At 47.5% G+C, this 24848-nt stretch carries 16 protein-coding genes; 9 read left to right on the plus strand and 7 right to left on the minus strand.

The genetic code is table 11. The features are described 5' to 3' along the window. Window positions 1-3: 3 nt before the first annotated feature. The 4 genes from U2F10_RS10695 to U2F10_RS10710 all read left to right on the plus strand — a co-directional run bounded on the left by U2F10_RS10695 (window position 4) and on the right by U2F10_RS10710 (window position 5590). A complete protein-coding gene (locus tag U2F10_RS10695) occupies window positions 4-1338 on the plus strand; it encodes a DUF1822 family protein (protein WP_163659219.1) in 1335 nt (444 codons plus the stop codon). A 145-nt stretch (window positions 1339-1483) separates the two neighbouring features. Then, on the plus strand, window positions 1484-3910 hold the full coding sequence (locus U2F10_RS10700) for a CHASE2 domain-containing protein (RefSeq protein WP_499872004.1): 2427 nt from the start codon (window positions 1484-1486) through the stop codon (window positions 3908-3910). A 160-nt stretch (window positions 3911-4070) separates the two neighbouring features. Then, window positions 4071-4649, plus strand: coding sequence for a DUF3887 domain-containing protein (locus U2F10_RS10705; RefSeq protein ID WP_163659221.1), 579 nt, complete (start codon window positions 4071-4073; stop codon window positions 4647-4649). 341 nt (window positions 4650-4990) lie between these two features. Then, window positions 4991-5590 carry a helix-turn-helix transcriptional regulator gene (locus U2F10_RS10710; RefSeq protein ID WP_163659222.1) on the plus strand — a complete coding sequence of 200 codons (600 nt, stop codon included), beginning with the start codon at window positions 4991-4993 and terminating at the stop codon, window positions 5588-5590. Window positions 5591-5663: 73 nt separating this feature from the next. Here U2F10_RS10710 and U2F10_RS10715 read toward each other — a convergent pair whose 3' ends face one another. From U2F10_RS10715 to pflB, 7 genes are all read right to left on the minus strand, one after another. Further along, window positions 5664-6425 (minus strand): SDR family NAD(P)-dependent oxidoreductase, encoded by a 762-nt coding sequence (locus tag U2F10_RS10715; protein WP_006514450.1) that lies wholly within the window; start codon window positions 6423-6425, stop codon window positions 5664-5666. Between the two features lie 336 nt (window positions 6426-6761). Then, the gene (locus U2F10_RS10720; RefSeq protein ID WP_163701998.1) at window positions 6762-7697 is read right to left on the minus strand and encodes a phytanoyl-CoA dioxygenase family protein; all 936 of its coding nucleotides are present in this window, start codon (window positions 7695-7697) and stop codon (window positions 6762-6764) included. 442 nt (window positions 7698-8139) lie between these two features. Beyond that, window positions 8140-8760: a ribosome hibernation-promoting factor, HPF/YfiA family gene (gene hpf, locus U2F10_RS10725; RefSeq protein WP_163659225.1), complete on the minus strand. Its 621-nt coding sequence runs from the start codon at window positions 8758-8760 to the stop codon at window positions 8140-8142. A 153-nt stretch (window positions 8761-8913) separates the two neighbouring features. After that, entirely contained in the window at window positions 8914-11007 is a 2094-nt protein-coding gene (glgX, locus tag U2F10_RS10730) for a glycogen debranching protein GlgX (protein WP_499872006.1), read from the minus strand. 80 nt (window positions 11008-11087) lie between these two features. Then, window positions 11088-13763, minus strand: a complete 2676-nt coding sequence (gene adhE / locus U2F10_RS10735) for a bifunctional acetaldehyde-CoA/alcohol dehydrogenase (protein ID WP_499872008.1) — start codon at window positions 13761-13763, stop codon at window positions 11088-11090. Window positions 13764-13777: 14 nt separating this feature from the next. Beyond that, on the minus strand, window positions 13778-14539 hold the full coding sequence (gene pflA / locus U2F10_RS10740) for a pyruvate formate-lyase-activating protein (RefSeq protein ID WP_499872010.1): 762 nt from the start codon (window positions 14537-14539) through the stop codon (window positions 13778-13780). Between the two features lie 179 nt (window positions 14540-14718). Further along, on the minus strand, window positions 14719-17022 hold the full coding sequence (gene pflB / locus U2F10_RS10745) for a formate C-acetyltransferase (RefSeq protein WP_499056624.1): 2304 nt from the start codon (window positions 17020-17022) through the stop codon (window positions 14719-14721). Between the two features lie 869 nt (window positions 17023-17891). On the opposite strand from pflB, the gene U2F10_RS10750 reads away from it, so the two are divergent. The 5 genes from U2F10_RS10750 (at window position 17892) to ctaD (ending at window position 24843) form a co-directional block, all read left to right on the plus strand. After that, the gene (locus tag U2F10_RS10750; protein ID WP_499872012.1) at window positions 17892-20684 is read left to right on the plus strand and encodes a bifunctional acetate--CoA ligase family protein/GNAT family N-acetyltransferase; all 2793 of its coding nucleotides are present in this window, start codon (window positions 17892-17894) and stop codon (window positions 20682-20684) included. A gap of 419 nt (window positions 20685-21103) precedes the next feature. Beyond that, on the plus strand, window positions 21104-21607 hold the full coding sequence (locus U2F10_RS10755) for a DUF2231 domain-containing protein (protein WP_006514458.1): 504 nt from the start codon (window positions 21104-21106) through the stop codon (window positions 21605-21607). Next, window positions 21604-22233, plus strand: coding sequence for a DUF2231 domain-containing protein (locus U2F10_RS10760; protein WP_163659231.1), 630 nt, complete (start codon window positions 21604-21606; stop codon window positions 22231-22233). The genes U2F10_RS10755 and U2F10_RS10760 overlap by 4 nt, the downstream gene beginning before the upstream one ends. A 17-nt stretch (window positions 22234-22250) precedes the next feature. Further along, entirely contained in the window at window positions 22251-23168 is a 918-nt protein-coding gene (locus tag U2F10_RS10765; RefSeq protein WP_499872014.1) for a cytochrome c oxidase subunit II, read from the plus strand. Beyond that, window positions 23161-24843: a cytochrome c oxidase subunit I gene (ctaD, locus tag U2F10_RS10770; RefSeq protein ID WP_499056620.1), complete on the plus strand. Its 1683-nt coding sequence runs from the start codon at window positions 23161-23163 to the stop codon at window positions 24841-24843. The genes U2F10_RS10765 and ctaD overlap by 8 nt, the downstream gene beginning before the upstream one ends. Window positions 24844-24848 lie beyond the last annotated feature (5 nt).

Here is a 24848-nt window from a genome sequence, read left to right on the forward strand (position 1 = left end):
AAGATGCCGTGTTCTTCGATTGATTTTAATGACTTGAGGCTGGTAGCACCGGAAGTCATTGACCTGGAGCCAGATTATTTTAATCGGGCCGTTCATGTGAGCGACCAGGTCCTTGGAGAAAGCTGTCAGTGGCAAACCTATTTGAATGCTCTAGGACTCCAAGGATTTATCCAATGGATTGCTGAGCAAGAGTCAAGTATTGTTGTCAATCAGGAAAACTGTTCTCTTTTACAACCCGAGTATGCTGGTGCGATCGCAGCTGTTTGTAATCTGAGGATCGGTGGCTTCAAACTGTGCTTACTTGCCGCTGAGAATTTATTGAACGAGACGATCTCAATACCTGCAGCAGCGATCGATTTGCCTGAATTCTCAGCCCATTTCTATGTCCTCACTGAGGTTCAAGAAGAGCAAAAACAAGTTGTTGTGCGAGGCTATGGTCGTTATGATCAACTTGTGAGTTACCGACACCTTATTAATTTATCGGCTGACAAGCGCTGGAATTATGCCTTTCCCTTATTTCTGTTTGATACAGAACCCAATCACCTGTTGTTTAATGTGCGCCTTCTAGATCCTACGGCGATGGCATTGTCAGGTGTGCTCCCCAAGCCCCCCTTACCCACCATCACCCAGATCGATCTCAACACTATTCTGTCCCAACCCCATTCATCTCAACAATGCCTCTGGCAACTCCTCCCCTGGGCAAAAGGCGCTTCACTTCTACAAAGACCTGAGTTGCTAAGAATGCTCCACCAATGGCAACAATCTCCAGAACAACCAACATCCCAACGTATCCACATCACCGAAATCTTTACCCTTTTGACCCAGCAGACGATTAACACGGCCCAATGGCTGAGTGCAGAGTTTGACGAATTATCCCAGAGCCTGGGTTGGTTCTCTAACCAAGTGTTAGCAGCAGCACCTGAGTTTCGCTCAGCCGATAGATTTAAGGTGGCCATAGACGAACTCAGATATCAAGGTATGGAGATGCCGTCTGAGTTGCGGCCTATGTTCCAAACGGTTGAATGTGACGGTGATCTCTTGCAGCTGTGTGCAGCGACTTGGGCATCAGTCACCCCCGATCCAAGTCCACACTGGACCTTATTATTAATTTTGCGAAACCAAATGGGGGATTTTTTGCCCGATGGCCTCAAGCTCCGCGTTGCCGATCTGACAGGGACCCTGGGTGAAGAAGAAGATGCCCTAGATACTGAGTTTGTCTACGTTCGGGTGAATGCTACCCAAAACACAAAACTTGTGGCAACGATTGTTTCACCGACCGGGCAAATATTGCCAGCAGAGTCCTATAGCTTTGATACCACTGCCATTGCCATAGAATAATAAGTAAAAACGATAAGTGACTTATTTTAAGAAGCTTACTGTTTTGCGACTCTTTCCTGGATTGACCCTTGATAGAGCATGCTGGCAGATTGATAACGTCTATGTTTATTCCTGGTTTATTCCTGAATTTCTCATCTAAAGTGAAATGCGTACAGCGTTTGAATTAAAGATCTGGCATCGGCAAGATAAACAATCTTGTACTTTTTTATTGCTGTGGGATAATCGCAAAAAACACCTCAACGCTAGTCTGCCATCCTCTAAAGATATCGAAAAATGTTATCAGCGATGGCGACGCTGGTACTACAGATTTTATCAGTTAACGTCCCCACCCCACCCCAGCAATAGTGGTCGCATTAATCCAGGTTCAGGTGATCTAGCCCATGACCTGATGGCAGCAGAAAAAGAATTAGTTCAAGCGCTTCAACGCTGGTTAGGCGCGGTGGAATTACGCGCTATTCAGCAGCAGATTCGAGATGAGGTAATACGACTGACGCCCGCCCATCCAAAATCCGAAAAAGCAGTCTTGGAACAGTCGGGCGTGGATATTTTCCTGGCCTGTGAATCTGATGAGATGGCTAGGCTGCCTTGGGAGGCATGGGCATGGGCATTGGGTTCTGAGATTATTCGCCCTGGCTCACTGCGCATCATCCGTACAGTCATGGATGAGCCTGGCGGCAGTTGGGTGAAACCATCACGATTGGGTAAGCCTCGTATCCTCACTGTTTTAGGCGATGATCCTGGGTTGCCATTGCAGGAGGACTGGAAGGCAGTGAGATCGCTTGCACCCATTGCCACTATCGAACGATTTCTCTGGCAACCCAAGGATAGTGCTACCAAGATTAAAGAAAACTTTGCCGCTAAAATCTGTGAGAACCGCGGCTGGGATATCTTATTCTTTGCTGGTCACAGTCATGAAACCACTGTGACTGGGGGACGTATAGCCATTGCTCCCAATATTTCTTTATCCATTAGTGAAATTGAAGAATACTTGACTCAAGCAAGGGAAAATGGGCTACAGCTAGCGATTTTTAACTCTTGTAGCGGTCTGAGCATTGCTGATTCCTTGGTTACATTGGGACTGCAAGTCGTCGTGATGCGCGAACCCATCCGTAACGATGTAGCCCAAAGTTTCCTCAAACCTCTCTGTCAAGAGTTAGCAGCCCACAGTGATATTCATAGGGCGCTGCTAACCGCTAGTCATCATCTTCAATCAGCTGAAAAATTTGCCTATCCTTCTACTTATCTGATTCCATCATTATTTGGTGTTTCTGGAGTAGAGGCCTATCGCATTGAGCCGTTTGGTTGGAAACGTCAACTTCAGCAATGGTTACCCACAAAGCGAGAAGCTCTCCTAATTGCAACCGCCATATTTCTGAGTTCCGTATCTTCTATTCAGTCAGACCTTCTGGATAGACGGCTGTGGATGCAGTCGATGTACCGAGAGCGCACCGGTCAAACTGAAAAGAATGACGCTCCGCCTATACTTCTGATTGCCATTGATCAAGAATCTATTAATAGGGCTGATAAAGAAATAGACGGTTTTCAACTTCATCCAATGGATCGTGAATACCTTGCTCAATTAATTCAGCAGTTATCAGGCTCATCTATCCAAGTAATTGGTATCGATTATCTTCTAGATACACAGGAACCCAGAGAAGACAAATTGGTGGATAGTATCCATCAAGCAATAGTGGACCATAATACTTGGTTTGTATTTGCAACTAGAGAACGAGATTCCCTGCGGCCACGTGACAGTATCGCAGACCCTCGGTGGAGCTTACATGGTGATGCCTATGCTCGATACTGGCAAGTTAAGCTGCCTGATGATGAAACCTGCGCTCAAACATGCCCTTTTGCCTATACGTTGGCACTCGTCGATACGTTAAGTGAAAACTCTCAACTTAATCCTCCCCAACCTAATTTAGAGAATAAAGCTGATTTACAGCAACAAATACATGATTTTCTTGATACAGCCAAGAACGATGAACCTAGTGACATCAGTGCTTTTTTAAAAATAGTTCGTTCACCCTTCAATTTACCGCTTATTATTGACTACTCCATTTCACCAGATCAGATTTACCAGTTGATTCCGGCTTGGAAGTTTTTGACCTATTCAGAAAACCCAAAAATGTTCAACCCAAAAATTGCAATTATCGCGTCTGGTGGATATGTGGATGCTAGCGATAACCATCCTCCATTACCGGCTCTGACCTACTGGTGTAACTCAAAATATCGAGAAGCAGATATCCAGAGTGATTGCCCTAAATCATTTACTGGTGGCGAACTTCATGCCTACACAACTCACCATTTATTGTCATCCTATCAAGTAGCTCGTATCCCAGACTTATGGATGATTCTTATGGCATCACTACTAGGAAAATGGGCAACCCTAACGTTAACTCAACAGCAAGCCCATCAACGTCAAAAATGGCTATTTGCATTATCAATCACGACAGGGCTTTATGGATTTTGGGGATTACAGGCTTATATCTGGGCTAATGTTTTGATTCCTCTATTATTTCCATCAAGTGTATTTTGGATTTATGTCGTTGGGATTACTCAGAAAAAGTAACCTAAGTCCCCTTAACAATATGCTACTTTTTACTACTTTCTAGGGGGCAAACTGCATAAGCATTATCTGCCCACACTTATATGATTGTAGTAGTATTCCGGCTATTCCTTATTCTCAATCATCAATCTATTCTGTGAGTTCCTTGGGAGGGAATTAGAAAATGTCTCAGTCCTTAATGAATCAAAGATCTCAAGATGATGATCATGATGGTGAAAAGCCATGGGTCACTCGAAACACAAAACCCAATGACTCTGTTGATGGCTCAGAGGGGAAGCGAAGATCCCATGACAATGATCGTGATGGGGAGAAGCCATGGGTCCCTCGAAACAGAAAGTCCAATGACCCTGTTGATGGATCAAAGGATAAGCAAAGGATGTTTAAACTACCAATCTTTAAAGACGACGAAGATGTATGGGTTACTCGATTAGTTGCTGAACAGTTTGTGGATGACTTAGGCAAAGGTAATTACACGAGAGCCTGGAAAAACTTAGTGTCCTCTAAAGAAAGTGAGTTCTCTTCAGACATACTTAAGGAACAATGGGAAGAGCACACTAAAAACAAAGGTCGGTTCAAACAGAGAATTGGGTCAAAACTCGTGGGTCAAACTGTTAACGGAAAAATTGTGCATGTTACCATTAAGTTTGAAAATCCTGATAATGAGATGGATTTCATCGTAACGATTAGCAAGAACATGGATGAAGGATACAATAGAGTCTTCGAATGGGATTTCAAAATGTAGTCTTCTTAGAATGTTCTGCTGGAGAAATGTAGCCTTAAACTCTGTAGCTGGAATCTTGCCAACCATTACTCTTTAAGGCTTATTTACTTTAAAAAAGTATACACAAGACTTCTCTTAAGTTAGTTGGGGGATAAACGGTTGTGTATGCTTTTTTGATCGTTTATTCAATCCCTCCTTATGGGAGGGACTATACCTATGGGAGGGAGCTTGAAACCGAAGAAATATAGCTTGACGCACATAGTTCAGGCCTGGCTAACTGCATAACCTCAAAATCCGTACATCTACTGATATATGGAGCTGTGATGTAGCAGCTGTGCGGATATAAACAGAGGGTCTGCTAGATGGATACTTTCATAGAAGCACTTAAAAATCTGAAAGCTCACGGTGGCCATTTCAATAGTATTTTGGTGAAGGGAGTGCTTGAAGGGCTTATGGATGGCGTTTTGATTTTGACTCAGCAGAGCAAATTTCTCCATGTCAACAGCAATGCTCAAAAAATTATCGAGAGGTTGACTCAGACTCAAAATCAATTTCAAATCCTGGGGCAAGAACTGCGACGGATCTATCAGGCTATCGTTGATGGTTATGAGTTATATCCTGACAACCCTGTGGTAATTGAATCTGAAATTAGGGATGGGGATGACAATATTCTACGGATTCGAGCGCGACTCTTGCAGTTAGATGCCTATGAACAACCTCTGGTTTTAATTGTCTTAGAAGACCAAAATCATTCTATCCATAGTCTGGCAACTACTGAGTCAAAAAAGTATGGTTTAACACCTCGCGAAACTGAGATTTGGTTGCTTAGGCGCGCCAACCGTAGCTATAAAGAGATTGCAGCTGAGCTATACATTAGTCTCAACACGGTTAAAAAGCATGTGAAAAGCATCCGCAGCAAACTCAAGTTTTATCAATTTCAACAAGATTCAATAGCGAGCTAGTAGTACGATGTTGACACCAGTCAGTTGTTGAGGAGATTTATCAGTAATTGGTTAGCATTTAGATGTCTAGCATTTAGATAATAGTTTTGCCTCCGTCTGCCACAATGGCAGCACCATGAACAAAGTCGGCATCGCTGGTGGCTAAAAATAAGGCGACACGGGCAATATCGCTGGGTTTACCCAAACGTCCGGCAGGAATTGTAGCGATGGTGGCTTTCTCTTCGGCAGCAGGATCATGACCCAAATTAAACTCCGTATGGATCATGGGTGTGTCAATGGGACCCGGACAAATAGCATTAACGCGAATATTCTGAGCTGCCCACTCGGTGGATAGTGCTCGGGTTAAGGCGAGCACACCACCTTTGGTGGCACAGTAGCCGCTATAGAGAGGTTGACCCACTAAACTTAGCTCTGATGCTATGTTAATGATGATTCCTCCATCTTGAGTCAACATTTGAGTGATGGCATGTTTGCAGCCAAAGAAGACACCTTTGAGGTTGACCCCCAAGAGTTTGTCTAGGTCGTCTTCGGTGGTTTCTGTAATGGGTTTTAGCATAGAGATGCCTGCATTATTGAAGAGAATGTCGAGACGACCAAAATTCTGAACTGTTGCTGCGATCGCACCCATCACCTGCTCTTCGTCACTGACGTCTACCCCCAGCCCCAGGCATTTACCCCCAGCTGTTTCAATCACTTCCTGCGTTGTCTGGGCTGCATCTGCATTCACATCAACCGCCACAACAGTGGCACCTTCACGAGCAAAACATTCAGCGGTGGCACGACCAATCCCAGACCCAGCACCGGTAATCAAACTTACCTTTTTATACAGTCGCATGTACTCACCCCTTCTTATGCTCTGTCCAGGTAAATTTTAAGACAGATGCGGTACGTAGGCTGGCAAGCTTAAACATCAGTGATTACTCACTGATGTTTTGACGATGATCTAACGTTAGGGCGTTGCTGAGTCTCAGTCGGGTGTGGTCTTGAAGAGGGGCGGATTAAATCTCATGCTTCGATTGAGTCATGGGGTAAATCAGCAATGGCAACAATGGAAAACTTAACATTTGGGATATGAAATGTCCTACGGCGAGGCATGGCGGACGCCGTGTGGTGAGTCGCCACCCACCCCATCAAGGCTCAAATGTCTGTTGTTCAGGAGACAAGCAAATACCTAAGCTTGTTTGTCGGATTCCACCAGTGCATCTGGACAATAGTCGGCTAAGAAGGGAGTGCGATAGCCATCCTGAGACCACAATATGGGGTAATGGCTTTCGTCAAGGTCTAAACTTCCTTGCTGACGGTAGCGTTCAAAAATATAGCCATCTCCCATGCCAGGTAGTTGAAACCGGGCATGACCGGCTAGAGAACTGATGGCCAGACTGCGGCGTGTTTTGCTGCCGCTACGGTTTTGACCCGATCCACGCCACAGATTGCCGTGGAGAAAGAGGGCACTGCCAGGGGGTAAAACAATGGGAACAATCTGGGGGGATTCTACACCTGCTTGTTTTGCAGCTTGCCAAAGGGGCTCGCGATAATCCTCACGGGGAGCGTGGAGAACGCGGATCTTATCGGTGCAGTTCCAAAAATGGGAACCAGGCACAATTTCTAACGAGCCGGTTTCCATGGCAACATCGCTTAAGGCGATCCAGCAGGTAACGGTAGCTGGTGGAGCAATGGCTGTGGTGTAGGTATTATTGCGATGGAAATAAACTTCGGGAGCATTGGGAGGCTTGATCCAGCAGGTATCAAGGCCATAGCGGGCCGAGGTCCAACCCATGAGGGAGGCGTTGAGTTGGGCAATTTTGGCAGATAGGGTAAAGCTGGCAAGGGTGCGATCGCAACGCCATAAGCCAGTCATCTGCTGGGTCGCATTGGGCTGGCTTACTCCCGGACGACCATACCATTCGTCAGGAGAAGCTCCGGTCTCAAACTGAGTGTTAAAAAGAGAATCGAACCGTTCAACAATTGTTGCAATTTGTTTAGCAGTCAATAGATTATCTAAGATAAAATATCCCTGCTGATGAAATTGTTTGATCTGAGTAGGCGTAATTTCTAATGGAGAGAGTAATTGCCCTAGGGCATCTGGATTTAGGGTTGCAGACTGCATAGCTAATAATTCTCTAAAAACGGAGTGTGATAACCATCCTCATACCAATTAATTGAGAGAACTGAAAAGACGTTGCATGCAACGTCTGTGCATCCAATAGTGGAGCCTAACTAATTTTGGTTCCTTAGTAGTTCAGGGATCTTTGGTCAGTGAGGTTTTTCCCTAAAAGTAGGGATTACCTATGCTATCGACGTATGATGTCCAGAGTATGCAACGCAAGGTCTGGGGAAGCTGTATTCATTATTACTGAAATAATACTGAAATGCTCAAAGATGAATAACGTTCAAAGATTCAATGGTAACAACAGATACAGATCTCTCTGGTACGACCAAACTCCCCTACAGGTAAATGCTGAGTGTATGGATACCTGTAGGAGGTGCATTATTGTTTAGGATGGTGCAGCAAACGGCTGTTGGTGCAGTCTCTCCTTTGGAGATAGACATTAGTGGCTTGCTATATATCGCTTATGATGGCTGACGGTAGTCTGCTCAGAGGTTTGATGGGGTTGGATCAAGCCATAGCCACCATGATTGCGTTCATAGAGCACGTTAATCTCTCCAGTGCTTAAATTGTGGAACATATAAAAGTCATGATCAATGAGTTCTAGCTGTTCCAAAGCCGCCTGAATTGACATGGGGGGCATGGCAAAGAATTTATTTCGCACAACCATGGGAGGCAGCGTGGGGCTTTGTTCGTTGATAATGGTTGTAGGGTTGATAGATGGCTCAAGACCATCATCTTGAACAGTGGAAACGGGAATTCGCTGCTGTTGCTTCTCCTTATATTTTTTCAATTGTCGAGTGATTTTATCGGTTACTAAATCAATAGCGGTGTAAAGATCGCTATGTTTTTTAACGGCCCGTATAACTGTCCCCTTTGCAAAAAGGGTGACCTCGGCTGTCTGTTGATCTTGCTTTCGGGCACTATTGTGAACAGATAAAGTGATATCAATCTTGGTCAACAACCCCTCAAAATGATGCACAGCCTTGTTGATTTTTTGATGGGCATAGTCATGGATGGCATTAGTAATATCAACGTTTTTACCTTGGATAACTGTTTGCATTTGACAAGTCTCCTTTGCAGTGATTGTTGGAGATGGAGATGTTATACCAGTTCTCGGTTTTGAGCTTTAAATTCTGAGGTATAGAAACCGCCTGTGCAAAGGCGGTTTGGCTTGAGATTTGTAGCTACAGTTTCAGGAATTGGTATTAGTTACTCATTGTACTATTAGGATGACTGAAGAATATTGTTCTAGTTGATAAAAAGATTGTTTCACTTTTGGAGCCATGTCTGGCTCACAAAAGTCCTCTGGCGCTGCTAAAGCAGTATCGACAATGCGATGCCAGTATTGTCCCTCAAGCAGAGGGGGTAGTTCAAAAATCAGTGGTTGATGAAAGGCGTTTAACATCACGTGTAGCGATTCACCATATTCTTGATGAGATAGGGTAAACGCCAGACTGTGGGAAGTATAGCTCCAGTCTGGTGCCCCCAACTTCACTCCATGCCAAATGATAGCTGGCTCTGAGATTGACTGGGGTGTGACAATGAGCGGATGGTCGTGCTTGAAGACCTGTAGGGATTGAATAAAGCCAATTAACCCTTTTACAAAGCGTAGAAAATCCCCTTGGGTGATGACGGCATTCCAATCAAACCAGCTGAGTTCATTGTTTTGACAGTAGGCATTGTTATTTCCCTGTTGCGATCGCAACACTTCATCCCCCATCAGCATCATGGGTGTCCCCTGGGACATGGTCCACAGCGTAAAGAAGTTCTTTGCCTGTTTTAATCGCAGTGATTGAATGGTTGGATCTTGGGTTGGGCCTTCCACGCCACAGTTCCAGCTCCAGTTAGCATCGGTCCCATCCCGATTATTTTCCCCATTAGCCCAGTTATGTTTGCTGTCGTAGCTGAGCAAATCGTAGAGTGTAAACCCATCGTGGCAGGTGACAAAGTGAACGCTGTAGTTGGGATCTCGCTGTGACTGCACATAGAGATCGGGGCTACCAACAATGCGATCTGCCAGGGCACGAACAACCCCATTATCCCCCCGTACAAAACGACGGACATCATCACGGTAAGGGCCATTCCATTCAGCAAAGCGCTCCCCGGCAAAATGTCCTACCTGGTATAGTCCGGCTGCATCCCAGGCCTCCGCAATAATTTTGGTCCCTGCTAAGGCTGGATCGGTGTTGATCATCCATAAAATCGGTGGATTATGTAAGGGCTCTCCCGTGGTATCACGGGAGAGGACTGAGGCCAGATCAAAGCGAAAGCCGTCCACGTGCATCTCGGAGACCCAGTATCGCAGACAGTCTAGGATAAGATATCCGCTGATGGCGCTGGTCTTCAGGGTATTGCCACAGCCGCTGTAGTTTTTATAGTAGGCCTTGTCGTTTTCAAGAATGTAGTATGACTCATTGCTTAACCCCCGCAGCGATAGGGTAGGTCCCTCGTGATTGCCTTCGGTGGTGTGGTTAAATACCACATCTAATATCACCTCAATGCCAGCCCGATGGAGAGCTTTAACCAAATCTCTAAATTCATCCACTGGCCCTAAGTTATCTTGGCGATAACTGTACTGCCGGTGTGGGGCAAAAAAGGCTACCGGGCTATACCCCCAATAGTTTACTTTTCCAGATGGTGCATCGCTGGGGTCAAATTGTTGCACGGGCATCAACTCTACAGCCGTAATCCCCAGGGACTGTAAATATGGAATTTTTTCCATCAGACCGGCATAGGTCCCCCGTTTCTCTGGCACAAGACCAGAGCTGGCATGCTGGGTAAACCCGTCTACATGTAGTTCATAAATGATTGTCTCAGCGTAGGGAGTTTTAGGATGGCGATCGCCCTCCCAGTCATAGGGGAGTGGGTCTACCACAACCCCCCTAAGGGCCTGGGCACAGTTATCAGAGCCATCAATGGCAGCTTGGCGAGAATAGTTTTGCCACCCGACAACCGAACGTGCATAGGGGTCGAGTAGCACCTTGTTGCGGTTAAAACGAAGACCGGTTTCTGGATAGTAGGGGCCGTCAACTCGATAGGCGTATACTTGCCCCGCTTTTAGCCCTACGACAAAGACATGCCAAAAGTGGAAGGTGTGATGGATTTTTGGATCTAGGTGAATTGTCGTCTGGGGCTGAGGATCTTCGGGTGTGGCAAATAACAACAGCTCCACCGTTCTTGCTTCGCGGGCATAGAGGCAAAAGTTAATCCCCCCATCACGTACCCTGGCACCCAGTGGATAACTATTTCCTGGCTGAACAGTTAGGCCAAATTGAGGGTGCTCATTTAACAATATTTTGAAGGTCATGTCATTGTGCTCGGTCCTAACACCACTCGCAACTAACTAATGATGGCTGGTGGCACCGTTACGTGCCACCAGCCAAGGATCTAATGGGCTACCTCCTGCATGGGGGGTGTTGATAGGGAGCTGTCTTCTGATAGCGACAGTGGGAGATCGTCCCGATAAGCGGCTATGTACAACGCTTTGAGGTCTTGAATGAGGGGATATCGAGGATTGGCTCCCGTACACTGGTCATCAAACGCTTGTTCTGCCATCAGATCAAGATGCTCGAAGAACGTATGTTCATCATCGCTCAGCACTGCTCGCAGACTCCCAGGTATATCTACTTGTTGTTTGAGCGATTCGATCGCTGCGATGAGCCGATTAACTTTGTCGTCATCACTGTCACCACCCAGCTTCAGTACATCTGCGATCGCAGCATATCTCGCCTTTGCCTGGGGATACTCATACTGTGGAAAAATCGCCTGTTTAAATGGAGCATCCGTAGCGTTGTAGCGGATCACATGGGAAATCATTAACGCATTGGCGAGACCGTGGGGAACGTGGAAGGTGGACCCTAGCTTATGGGCCAAAGAATGACAAATGCCCAGAAATGCATTGGCAAAAGCCATACCAGCAATGGTGGCCGCATAGTGAACTTTTTCGCGGGCTTCTGGATCGTTGGGGCCATTGTGATAGGCACGGGGGAGATACTTGATCAACAAGCTGATCGCTTCTAGAGCTAAACCGTCGGTAAACTCAGTGGCCAACACAGAAACATAGGCTTCTAAGGCATGGGTGAGGGCATCAATGCCACCGTAGGCGGTGAGTTTTTTGGGCATATGGCGCACCAGTTCCGGGTCAATGATGGCCATGGTGGGCGTCAAGGCATAGTCTGCCAAGGGATATTTAATCCCAACGCGATCGTCGGTGACCACGGCAAAGGGGGTGACTTCAGAACCGGTGCCCGATGTGGTGGGAATGGCCACAAGAACAGCTTTTTCACCTAGGGGCGGCAGCTCATAGACCCGTTTGCGAATGTCCATAAACCGCATCGCCAAACCTTCAAACTTCACTTCGGGATGCTCATACATCAGCCACATCACCTTGGCGGCATCCATGGGTGAACCACCGCCCAGGGCAATAATCACATCGGGTTGGAAGTTGTTAATGATCGCCAAACCCCGCTGCACTGTGGAGAGGGAGGGATCGGGTTCAACATCAAAGAAGGTGTGATGCTCAATTTTGAGACTGTCGAGGGTGTCCGTAATCTCTTTGGTGAACCCCATGTCAAATAAGGGCTTGTCGGTGATGATAAAGGCTCGTTTCTTATGGGCGAGATCCCCAAGGGCTACGGGAATGCAGCCCGCCTTAAAGTAAACCTTGGGAGGAACCCGAAACCATAGCATATTTTCTCGCCGTTCGGTCACCGTTTTGATGTTGAGGAGATGCTGTACCCCAACATTCTCGGAAACAGAGTTGCCACCCCAGGTGCCGCAGCCTAAAGTCAGTGAGGGATCAAGTTTGAAGTTGTACAAATCACCAATGGCCCCCTGGGAGGATGGGGTGTTGATCAACACACGAGCTGTGGCAAGTTCGTCTTCAAACTGGGTGATGCGATCTCGATTATCTGGGTGGGTATACAGCACTGAGGTATGGCCCCGTCCCGCAAAATTCACCAACCGTTTTGCCTGGTCTAAACCGTCGGCAAAATCTGAGGCCCGATAGAGCGCCAAAATCAGTGAGAGTTTTTCATAGGAGAAGGGTTCCTCAGTGCCAATGGTGCTAACTTCACCAATCAGCAGCTTAGTGCCTTCGGGGACGGTCAGGTTTGCCAGCTGAGCGAGTTGAGTAATGGACTGACCCACAATCTCAGCATTGAGTCGTCCATTTTTCAGTAACAGCTGACCCACCCTTGCCTGTTCTTCAGGGTTGAGGAAATAGGCCCCCCGTTTGATAAATTCCTGTTTAACATCTTCATAGAGGTCGTCGACCACCACGGCGGATTGTTCCGACGCACAGATCATGCCGTTGTCAAACGTCTTACTCAATAAAATAGAGCTGACCGCCATCTGAATATCGGCGGTCTCGTCAATTAAAGCGGGGGTATTACCAGCCCCCACCCCCAGTGAAGGATGACCGGAGGAATAGGCGGCTTTGACCATGCCGGGTCCGCCCGTGGCTAAAATTAGCTTAATGTCAGGGTGCTGCATCAATGCCTGGGAGAGTTCCAGGGTGGGTTCATCAATCCAGCTAATTAAGTCTGCGGGTGCCCCAGCCTGCACCGCAGCATTGCGAATAATTTTAGCCGCAGCAATTGTGCAGGCTTTAGCGCGGGGGTGGGGAGAGAAAATAATAGCGTTGCGAGTTTTGAGACTGAGCAACGCTTTAAAGATAGCTGTGGATGTGGGGTTCGTGGTGGGCACAATGCCAGCAATCACCCCGATGGGCTCAGCCACTTTTTGAATGCCGTAGTGAACATCGGAGTAAATGACGCCACAGGTTTTGGCATGCTTATATTTGTTGAAGATATATTCCGAAGCAAAGTGATTTTTGATCACCTTGTCTTCAATCACACCCATGCTTGTTTCTGCCACCGCTTGTTTAGCTAAGGGGAGACGGGCATTGTTGGCTGCGATCGCAGCTTGCTTGAAAATAAAATCAACCTGAGCCTGATTAAAATTGGCATAAATCTCTTGAGCGTTTTTCACCCGCAGTGCCAATTCTTCGAGACTCTGTAGCGTATCTACCCGAACATTAGCAGGAGAAGATGGTGAAGTCATAATAGAGCAGTCCTCTAGCGAATGTTTAAACCGTGGCGTTGAAACTGTGCTTTAACGCGTTCAATGTTTTCCTGACTGGGGGGCAGAGTGTCTTTTAATTGATAGTCATAACCCAGGGCTTCCCACTTGTAGGCCCCCATTTGATGAAATGGTAAAACCTCTACCCACTCAACATTTGTAAGGGTTGCAACAAATATAGCAAGTCCCTCAACATTTTCAGGTGGATCGGTCAATCCTGGCACTAAAACAAACCGCACCCAGGTGAGTTTATGAATATCATTGAGATAGCGAGCCAGACGCAGGGTCGGTTCTTGGGAAACGTGGGTGACGCGACGATATAGATCGGGATCAAAGGATTTAATGTCAAGCAGTACGAGATTGGTATGGGGTAAAACCTGTTGAGCCGCTGTTAAGTCAGAAAAGCCTGACGTATCCAAAGCTGTATGTAATCCTTCAGCCTGACAGCGACGTAACAGTTCAGCCACAAATTCAGGCTGTAGCAATGGTTCTCCACCCGTGACCGTAACCCCTCCTCCGGATAGTTCCAGGTAGGTGCGGTAGCGCAGAATTTCTGTCACCAGCTCATCGACAGTCACTTCACGGCCCCCTTCTACCGTTCGACAGTCGGGGTTATGGCAATACAGACACCGTAGCGGGCACCCTTGGGTAAAGACAACAAACCGGATCCCCGGCCCGTCGACGGTACCACAGGTTTCAACAGAGTGAATCCGACCTGTGGATGTGGATGTAACTGTAGCTGGTTGAGGAATTAACATAGCAGGCAATATCGGCTTTAAAGAGTTGTCAGCCCTCCTCTCCGAGCGAAGGCTACCGTGTATCCAGCAAGTCGGAGAGTAGTCCCAGGTTTCGAGCCCTTAATCCCCCCTTCTCCTTAATGGGAGAAGGGGGGATTAAAATCCTTCTCCATTAGAGAGAAGGAGAGACATCCGACTCATTAGAACCGACTATGGAATGTCCGATTAACAACATCCATCTGTTGATCACGGGTGAGTTTGATAAAGTTCACCGCATAGCCAGAGACCCGAATGGTTAGCTGAGGATATTTTTCAGGATGATCCATGGCATCCAACAACGTTTCACGGTTGAGCACATTGACATTAATATGCTGTCCTGTGTTGTGGAAATAACCATCCAGTAAACCGACTAGATTGTTAATCTGATCAGTCTCGGTTTTACCCAGGGCAGCAGGCACAATGGAGAAGGTGTAGGAAATACCGTCCTGAGCATGCTGGTAAGGTAGCTGAGCCACTGATTCGCAAGCTGCGATCGCACCTTTGGTGTCGCGACCATGCATGGGGTTAGCACCGGGAGCAAAGGGTTCACCAGCTTTACGACCGTCGGGGGTACTGCCAGTCTTTTTCCCGTAGACCACGTTGGACGTAATGGTCAAAATAGACTGGGTGGGAACAGCGTTGCGATACGTCTTGTGCTGACGAATGTGATCCATAAAGCGCTGCACCAGCTCGGAGGCAATATCGTCTGCCCGATTATCATTGTTGCCAAAGGCAGGATAATTAGCCTGGACATCATAGTCAACGGCTAAGCCAGCCTCATTACGAATCACTTTCACCTGACCATATTTGATGGCGGAGAGCGAATCTGCTACGACGGATAGGCCAGCAATGCCACAAGCCATGGTGCGATAGACATTTCTGTCGTGCAGGGCCATCTCCAGCCTTTCATAGCAGTACTTGTCGTGCATATAGTGAATCACATTGAGGGTGTTCACATAGAGTTTTGCCAGCCAGGCCATCAGCACATCAAACTTGGCGTTGACCTCGTCATAGTCCAGAATATCGCCGGTCACAGGGGCATAGGCAGGCGTAATCTGTTCTCCAGACTTCTCGTCTTTACCGCCGTTGATGGCATATAGGAGGGCTTTGGCTAAATTCACCCGGGCACCAAAGAATTGCATCTGTTTGCCAATGGGCATGGCTGATACACAGCAGGCGATGCCGTAGTCATCTCCATAGTCGGCCCGCATCAGGTCGTCGTTTTCATACTGGATGGAGCTGGTATCTTTCGAGACTTTGGCACAGAACTGCTTAAATTCCAGAGGCAGCCGTTCTGACCACAGCACGGTCAGGTTTGGCTCTGGAGCGGGTCCCAGGTTATACAGGGTTTGCAGACACCGGAAACTGGTCTTTGTTACCAAAGGACGACCGTCTAACCCAATGCCACCAATGGATTCAGTTACCCACACCGGATCTCCGGAGAACAGCTGGTTATACTCCGGCGTGCGCAAGAATCGCACCATTCGCAGTTTCATTACAAACTGATCGATCAGTTCCTGGGCCTCGGGCTCTGTTAACTCGCCATTGGCCAGATCCCGTTGAATATAAATGTCTAAGAACGTTGAGATCCGCCCCAGGGACATGGCCGCACCGTTTTGTTCTTTAATCGCCCCCAGATAGCCAAAGTAAGTCCACTGTACGGCTTCTTTGGCATTGACAGCTGGCTGGCTAATGTCAAAGCCATAGGCTGCCGCCATTCGGCGCAATTCTTGTAGGGCACGAATCTGCTCAGAGATCTCTTCCCGTTGCGTAATAATCGATTCATCCAGGGTATCTACCTCTAAGGATTGAAGCTGCTGGTGCTTATCGAGAATAATGCGATCGCAACCATACAAGGCAACCCGCCGATAGTCTCCAATGATTCTCCCCCGTCCATAGGCATCGGGCAATCCCGTGATGATGCCTGAATGCCGGGCCCGTTTCATCTCTGTGGTGTAGGCATCAAACACACCGTCATTATGGGTCTTGCGATACTTGGTAAAGATCTCGTGGGTTTGGGGATCAAGCTGATATCCATAGGCTTCTAAAGACTTTTTCACCACCCGAATGCCACCCAGGGGCATAATGGCCCGCTTCAGGGGTTTATCGGTTTGTAGCCCAACAATCTGTTCCAGGGATTGATCAATATATCCCGGTGCATGGGCCGTAATTCCGGTGGGTAATTGGTTATCGGCCTCTAAAATACCGCGCTCACGCTCCAGCTGCATTAGCACGGTAACTTTCTCCCACAGCTGCCGGGTGCGATCGCTAATTCCAGCTAGAAACTCTCCACCCCCACCATAGGGAGAATAGTTCTTCTGGATAAAATCTCGAACATTAATCTCATCGCCCCATGGCCCCATGGAAAACTGACGCCATGGCTGTTTAGGCTCAGTCGAAGAAGGAATAGCTTCAACACCCGATGTCGCCTGTTTTTTAGGGTTGACTGTGCTTGCTACACTCATGATTTACGATCTCCTCGCAACAGTACTGTTTTGAACCATAACTGATGTTAGTTATGGAATGATGAAATGCTTGATTTTGTGAACAATAGTCAGAAATGACAACCCTGGCCATATCATGGCCTTATTCCTCCATAACGCTTTGTTATCCTTACGCTAAGGAAAAAACTAAATTCACAAAGTTAAAAAATCAGAATTTCAGTAATTTACGTACGATAGACAATCTCCACCTTTGACCACGCAAGAATTCCCAATGGTTGATTGATTGATGCTGATAGCTAGATTCTAATGATTAGTTATAAATCCTCAATGCTACTTACGTACTACGTATGCCTACATACCTAAGACTGTCTAAAACAACTGAAAAGAAATTAGCTATCTACAACCTGTAAAATCTGAAAAGGCCCCCAGACGACACTTAATGAGTAATCTTGCTTACTCGTTCATCATAGCAAAAAAAATAGAGGCTAAAGGTATTTCTGATACGGTTATGTTACGTTTCTAAAAAACATCATGATGTATTGAAACATTCTTAATAAACAACCTGCCTGTTTCCAAACTTCTTGCCGGAGAATAATGTTGTCGGGGTTACCAATTTCGAAAGAATTTTGTGTTGAGAAACACCTTTAACAAGAACAAGAATATTTATATATCTGCTTAATATAATCCATAGAAAAAAAAGATACACTTTATAAGTTCAAATGTCACGGGACATTATCTTCATAAAGTTTTCAGAGTTGAGAACTTTGAAAACTTTGAGCTATTGATAGTCCAAGAAGACCATTCGGGATTACTACTAGAAATAGGCTACTAGCATGCCTCGCTCGTGAAATCAGCTAAACCTTTAGATGTATTTGGGGCATTATCGATTTATGACTAGCTTCAATGTCAGTGGTTATATGGGTGAAACAGAAACGATACCCCATAAAACAGATCAAAATTCTCTTCAGTTAGATCAGCTTCTTTGTCCAGATCCTGCCCACGATATTCTCCGCTACGATTATCAGCCACTCTCACCTTTTTTTGCGCCGCAAACTGTCGCCGTTATCGGTGCTACTGAACGTCCCGGTAGTGTAGGGCGCACCGTGCTCTGGAACCTCATTAGTAGTTCTTTTGGAGGCACTGTTTTTCCCGTTCACCCAACCCGGACCAATGTCCTTGGCATTAAGGCCTATCCCACCATTGGTCATGTACCTGAGCAAGTCGATCTAGCCATTATAGCCATCCCTGCTCAAGGTGTACCTGCGGTTATTGAACAATGTGGGATCGCAGGTGTTGCAGGCGTAATTATTCTTTCTGCAGGTTTTAGAGAAGTGGGTGAAGCAGGTGCTGCTTTAGAAGCGGCTGTTTTAGCTACAGCTCGACGTCACCAACTCAGAGTGCTAGGACCTAATTGTTTAGGTCTAATGTGTCCCATCAGCGGTCTCAATGCCACGTTTGCGGGCACCATGGCCAATCCAGGCAGCGTTGGTTTTATTAGTCAAAGTGGCGCTCTGTGCACCTCAATCTTGGATTGGAGTCTCCGGGAAAATGTTGGCTTTAGTGCCTTTGTTTCCATCGGATCAATGTTGGATATCGACTGGGGAGATTTAATCTACTATCTGGGTGACGATCCGGCTACCCACAGCATTGTTATCTATATGGAAACCATAGGCAATGCCCGATCGTTTCTCTCGGCAGCTCGAGAAGTGGCCCTGAGTAAACCGATTATTGTGATCAAGTCAGGGCGTACCCAGTTGGCAGCCCAGGCCGCTGCTTCCCATACAGGTGCTATGGCCGGTAGCGATGAGGTGTTGGACGCGGCATTTCGGCGCTGTGGTGTGTTGCGGGTTAACACCATTGACGAGCTGTTTAACTTAGCAGAAGTCTTAGGCAAACAACCCCGTCCTCGGGGTAAACGGCTAACAATTCTCACCAATGCTGGAGGACCGGGGGTGTTGGCTACAGATGCCCTGATTCGCAGTGGAGGAGAACTAGCTTCCCTGAGTGCTGAAACCGTAGAGACCCTCGATACATTGTTGCCCGACCATTGGAGCCGTCAGAATCCCATCGATATTTTAGGGGATGCTACCCCAGAAAGGTATGGTGCGGCCCTCGATGTGTTGGCACAAGACCGCAACAGTGATGGTCTTTTGGTTATTCTAACGCCCCAGGCCATGACCCAGCCCGCTGAAACAGCGGCCCAGCTACAGTCAAGGGTAGGTCATTGGAAAGATAGACCCTTGTTGGCTAGCTGGATGGGCACAGATGTGGTGGCTACAGGTGAAGCTCAACTCAATCAGAGTAGTATCTTTACCTTGCCGTATCCTGATGCTGCGGCCCAGGTCTTTACGTTAATGGCCCGCTACAGTGATAATCTCCATGCTCTCTATGAAACGCCTAGCCTCACAACAACGCCAACGTTTGATACCACCCCCATCAGTGAGTTATTGACCCGTGCGAGGGCAGAGCACCGTTTGCTGTTAAGTGAGTGGGAGTCTAAAGCGTTACTGAACGCCTACGGAATTCCCACTGTTACCACTAAACTGGCTACCTCAGTAGATGAGGCGGTAACCCTGGCTGAACAAATTGGCTATCCAGTGGTGCTGAAGCTGCACTCCCATACCATCACTCACAAAACCGATGTGGGCGGTGTACAGCTCAATTTGCCAGACGAAATGGCAGTACGGGCAGCCTATCGGTTGATTATGGCCATTGGCCAACCGGGAGATTGTTTGGGTGTGACGGTACAGCCCATGGTGCTGCGCAATGGCTATGAACTGATTTTGGGCAGTAGCGTTGATGAACAGCTAGGCCCCGTTTTGCTATTTGGCAGTGGTGGACAGCTGGTGGAAGTCTATTGCGATCGCGCCCTCGGTTTGCCACCGCTCAATACCACCCTGGCTCGGCGTCTAATGGAAAAAACTCAGATCTATAAAGCGCTTAAGGGGGTACGTGGTCAGCCGAGTATTGATCTTGCTGCCCTTGAACAGCTGCTGGTGAGATTTAGCCAGCTGGTGGTGGCCTATCCTGAAATTAAAGAGATTGAGATCAATCCACTGTTGGCATCTGCAGAGCAGCTACTGGCTTTGGATGCACGCGTGGTGCTCCATGAGTCCGATATACCAGAAGATCAGTTGCCCAAGCCTGCAATTCGCCCATATCCCAAACAATACATTAAGCCTTGGGCACTACCTGATGGCATGGGAGTGACAATTCGACCCATTTCGCCTGAAGATGAGCCATTAATTGTCGATTTCCATAAAACCCTGTCAGAAGAGAGTATTTACTTTCGATATTTTCATTTGATCAACCTAAAGGCCCGGGTTGCCCATGAACGTCTGACCCGCATCTGTTTTATTGACTATGACCGGGAAATGGCGCTAGTGGCTGAATATCACGCTCCAGCTACGCAGCAAAGAACCATCTTGGGAGTAGCTCGCCTCAGCCGACTTCATGGTCTCAATGAAGCAGAATTTGGCATGTTGATCAATGACCAATATCAAGGACGAGGATTGGGGACAGAGCTCTTGCGATCGCTAATCAATATCGGTCAAGCTGAAGAACTCACTCGTATTTCAGCCGATATCTTGCCAGAGAACCAGGCAATGCAGCATCTTTGTAAAAAGCTGGGATTTACCCTTCAGCGAGATCAAGGTGAATTGCGAGCCTATCTAGATCTTTAGATGTGCAGGAGTCAGGAGTTAAGCGTCAGAGAGGGCCTGATCCCCTCCTGACTTTTGATTCTTGACTTCTCATAACTCTCGTTAGAACAACGTCCCGCCTGGAATTGACACCCGATCCAGGTGAATTTATTTAGACTTTTTTAAGGATCAACCAGGCCCGTATCCTTCCAGAAGAACTGTTGTTTATGAGAGAAATCTCATATTTGTTGTTCCGTGCCTAAGCCGTTTTTCATAAAACCATGGGTCTTTTGGTAGCAATTGACCAAGATATAAAAATGAGTTGAAAGTTCAGCCTCAATTGACGAATTGTGCGCCCTAATGGATAAGAGGATATTCCTCAATAGACAATTCTAATTTGAAGTAGAGAGTATTCTCTATACAGAAAGAGCTGACTTCGTTTCTTCGCATAGAGGCAACCAGTGTTCCAAAATCTATTACCCCCTCTCAATAATCACAATCTGCCCTATCCCGATACTATTCACCCCATCGTGGTGCATTTTGTTATCGCCATGGTGTTATTCGCTGTTCTTTGTGATGTGATTGGGTATTTCACCAAAAATACTCGCCTGTATGAGGTCAGCTGGTGGAATATGATGTTTGCGACGATTTCTATTTTTATTGCCGTTATTTTTGGCCAAATTGAAGCTGGTTTGGCTACGCCCTACACAGTGGCTACTGGAGATCTAAATCTGCACACCCTGCTGGGTTGGTCCCTTTCTGGTATTTTGGCAGCCATTACGGGTTGGCGCTATATCATTCGACTACGTACCCCAGATACATTACCGATGGCCTACATGGGGATGAATGTTGTCCTGACAGGAATTGTCTTATTTCAAACCTATCTGGGGGACAAATTGGTGTGGATCTATGGGCTCCATACTGAAGCTGTGGTTGAGGCGGCACGGGGAGGTCTGTTGCAATGACCCTTGAACTGTTCAACGGTGAGCTTGTAACGCCAGTGTTCGCTATGGGAGTCAATGGTTTACCCTATGGTTTGCCAATCCATCCTAATCTGGTACATCTGACGTTGGGGTTGTTTATTGCTGCGATCGCATTTGATATTGTGGCTGCCCTATTTCCCCTTGAAAAGGCAATCTTTAAATTTCTCGCCATTCCAGCCACCAGCTCAAACCTTTACGACGTTGGCTGGTACAACATGCTGGCAGCGGCGATCATTACCTTTTTTACGGTAGCGGCTGGGTTTTACGAAATTCTGTTAGCTGATCCCCCCCAGGACATGGTCAGTCCTTGGGGATTGGGCGCAATGGATACCATGGTGTGGCACGGTGTTGGCGGCGTACTTTTGTTAGGTCTGATTGTTGCCATGACCGTCTGGCGTGGATTTCAGCGGTATGTGTGGCGACAGGATCGAGCACGTCAGGTGCAGTGGAGCTATTTAATTGCTGGTCTTGGCATCTTTGTACTGATGTTTGTTCATGGCACCTTAGGAGCACATCTTGGAGCCGATTTTGGTCTTCACATCAGTGCAGATCGGGTGATTCGAGCCGGACTTGATCCCAATACCCAACTGAATCTCTCCATCAAATAGTAGGAACCCTGACACCGATGAATCGACGCACGATTTTAATTTTAATGGGATTAGCCATTGCCGATCTCTTTATTAGCCTTTGGGTGGGTCAACAAGCCTATCACTGGATGCCGCCCCAAGCCTCGGCGGAGTCCGTACTAGTGGACAATCTGTTTAGCTTTATGACCACCATTGGTAGCTTCATCTTTTTAGGTGTAGTGGGGGCACTGCTATACGCAATTTTGTTTCAGCGAGCGGCTAAATATGATGCCAGTGACGGCCCCCCCATTGAAGGCAACATTCCCCTAGAGGTGGTTTGGACGGCGATTCCGATCCTGTTGGTGATCTGGATTGGTACATTTAGCTATCAAACCTATGACCGTATGAGTATTCTTGGCCCCATGGAGCATAAGGCCATGGGGATGTCGATGGCAGAGGCTGCACCTGTTGCATCCCCCGAGGCTGAACAGTCTCCCATTAATGTCTATGCGCGGCAATGGGCCTGGGAATTTCACTATCCAGCCCAAAATATTCGCAGTACCGAGCTGCATTTACCTGTGAATCAGCGGGCTAAGCTACTGCTGTCCTCAGAGGATGTTCTCCATGGCTTTTTTGTCCCCGCTTTTCGAGTCAAACAGGATGTGGTCCCAGGCCAGGAGATCGGATTTGAATTTACCCCCATTCGAGAAGGGCGCTATCGGTTGCGAGATTCAGAATATAGTGGCACTTATTTTGCAGCCAATCAAACCAACGTCGTTGTGGAGTCTGCCGAAGACTACGAACAATGGCTGACAGCAGTGGCCTCTCTGCCCCCCACGCCAGCCCAGAATGTGGCCTATGAAGAGTTCAACCGCACCACCACCCAAAACCCCATTGGTTTAGGGTGGAAGACGGTTAAGCCAGCTCCTGCTCCGATTGTAAATTACGCCAGTTCAGAGGACGATTTCCATGAGTAATGCATCTTTGGAGGTGACGCCCCCCAATCTCCAACCCCAACCGGGAGCCCCGGATAACTGGCGCAGATTTTTTAGTTTTAGTACCGATCACAAAGTCATCGGGATTCAATATATTGTCACTGCGTTTGTCTTCTTTTTATTTGGTGGCTTGTTGGCCATGATCATGCGGGGAGAGCTGATTACTCCCGAAGCGGATCTGGTGGATCGCACCGTATATAACGGACTGTTCACCATGCACGGCACCATTATGCTGTTCATGTGGACGTTTCCCATGCTCAACGGCCTGGCCAATTATCTAGTGCCGTTAATGATTGGGGCACGGGATATGGCGTTTCCCCGGCTAAACGCTGCTGCGTTTTGGTTGGTGCCGATATTCGGGGTCATTCTCACCCTCAGCTTCTTTGTGCCGGGTGGACCGTCCCAATCGGGTTGGTGGGCCTATCCGCCGGTCAGTTTGCAGAATCCTACCGGCAACTTGATCAATGGTCAGTCCCTATGGCTATTGGCCGTAGCCTTGTCGGGAGTATCGTCGATTATGGGTGCGGTCAACATTGTTACCACCATTTTTAGAATGCGCGCTCCGGGGATGGGGTGGTTCAAAATGCCGGCCTTTTGCTGGACAGTATTTTCGGCTCAGATCATTCAGTTGTTTGGATTGCCAGCACTAACGGCAGGTGCCGTCATGTTACTGCTGGATCTGACGGTGGGCACCAGCTTTTTTGAGCCCTCTCGCGGGGGTGACCCAATTCTCTATCAGCATTTCTTCTGGTTCTATTCCCATCCGGCGGTATACGTCATTATTCTGCCAATTTTTGGTATATTCTCAGAGGTCTTCCCAGTTTATTCCCGTAAACCCCTCTTTGGCTATAAGATTGTTGTCCTATCGTCCCTCATCATCACTGGGCTGAGTGGTATTGTTTGGGTCCACCACATGTTTGCCAGTGGCACTCCGGGCTGGATGCGCATGTTGTTTATGTTTACCACCATGATGATTTCCGTACCCACGGGGATCAAGGTATTTGCCTGGGTGGCGACGATTTGGGGCGGTAAGCTCCGGCTAAAAACACCCATGTTGTTTGCCCTAGGCGGCCTATTTATGTTTCTCTTTGCCGGAATTACCGGCATTATGCTCTCGTCGGCCCCCTTTGATATCCACGTTAATAACACCTACTTTGTGGTCGGCCACTTCCACTACGTTATCTATGGAGCCGTTGTGATGGGCTTCTATGCTGCCATTTACCACTGGTTTCCCAAGATGACTGGGCGCATGTACTACGAGGGTTTGGGTCAATTGCACTTTGTGCTCACCTTTATTGGCACCAATCTCAACTTTTTACCCATGCATCCCCTGGGTTTGCAGGGCATGCCCCGGCGGGTGGCTTCCTATGATCCAGAGTTTGCCTTCTGGAATGTTCTAGCGAGCCTCGGTGGCTTTTTATTAGGGGTATCAACACTGCCCTTTATCTTGAATATTTTGAGTGCTTGGGTGAAGGGTGAGGAAGCTGGAGATAATCCCTGGCGGGCCATTGGTTTGGAATGGTTGGTATCCTCTCCACCTCCCCACGAGAACTTTGATGAGATTCCGGTTGTTGTGTCGGCTCCCTATGGTTACGGCAGCAATGAACCTTTAGTTGAAAATAATCCAACAAAGGAGTTGGCCAGTGAGCACAGCTAAGCTTG

This window comes from Leptothoe sp. EHU-05/26/07-4, assembly GCF_043421015.1.
GTDB lineage: Bacteria > Cyanobacteriota > Cyanobacteriia > Phormidesmidales > Phormidesmidaceae > Leptothoe > Leptothoe turfae.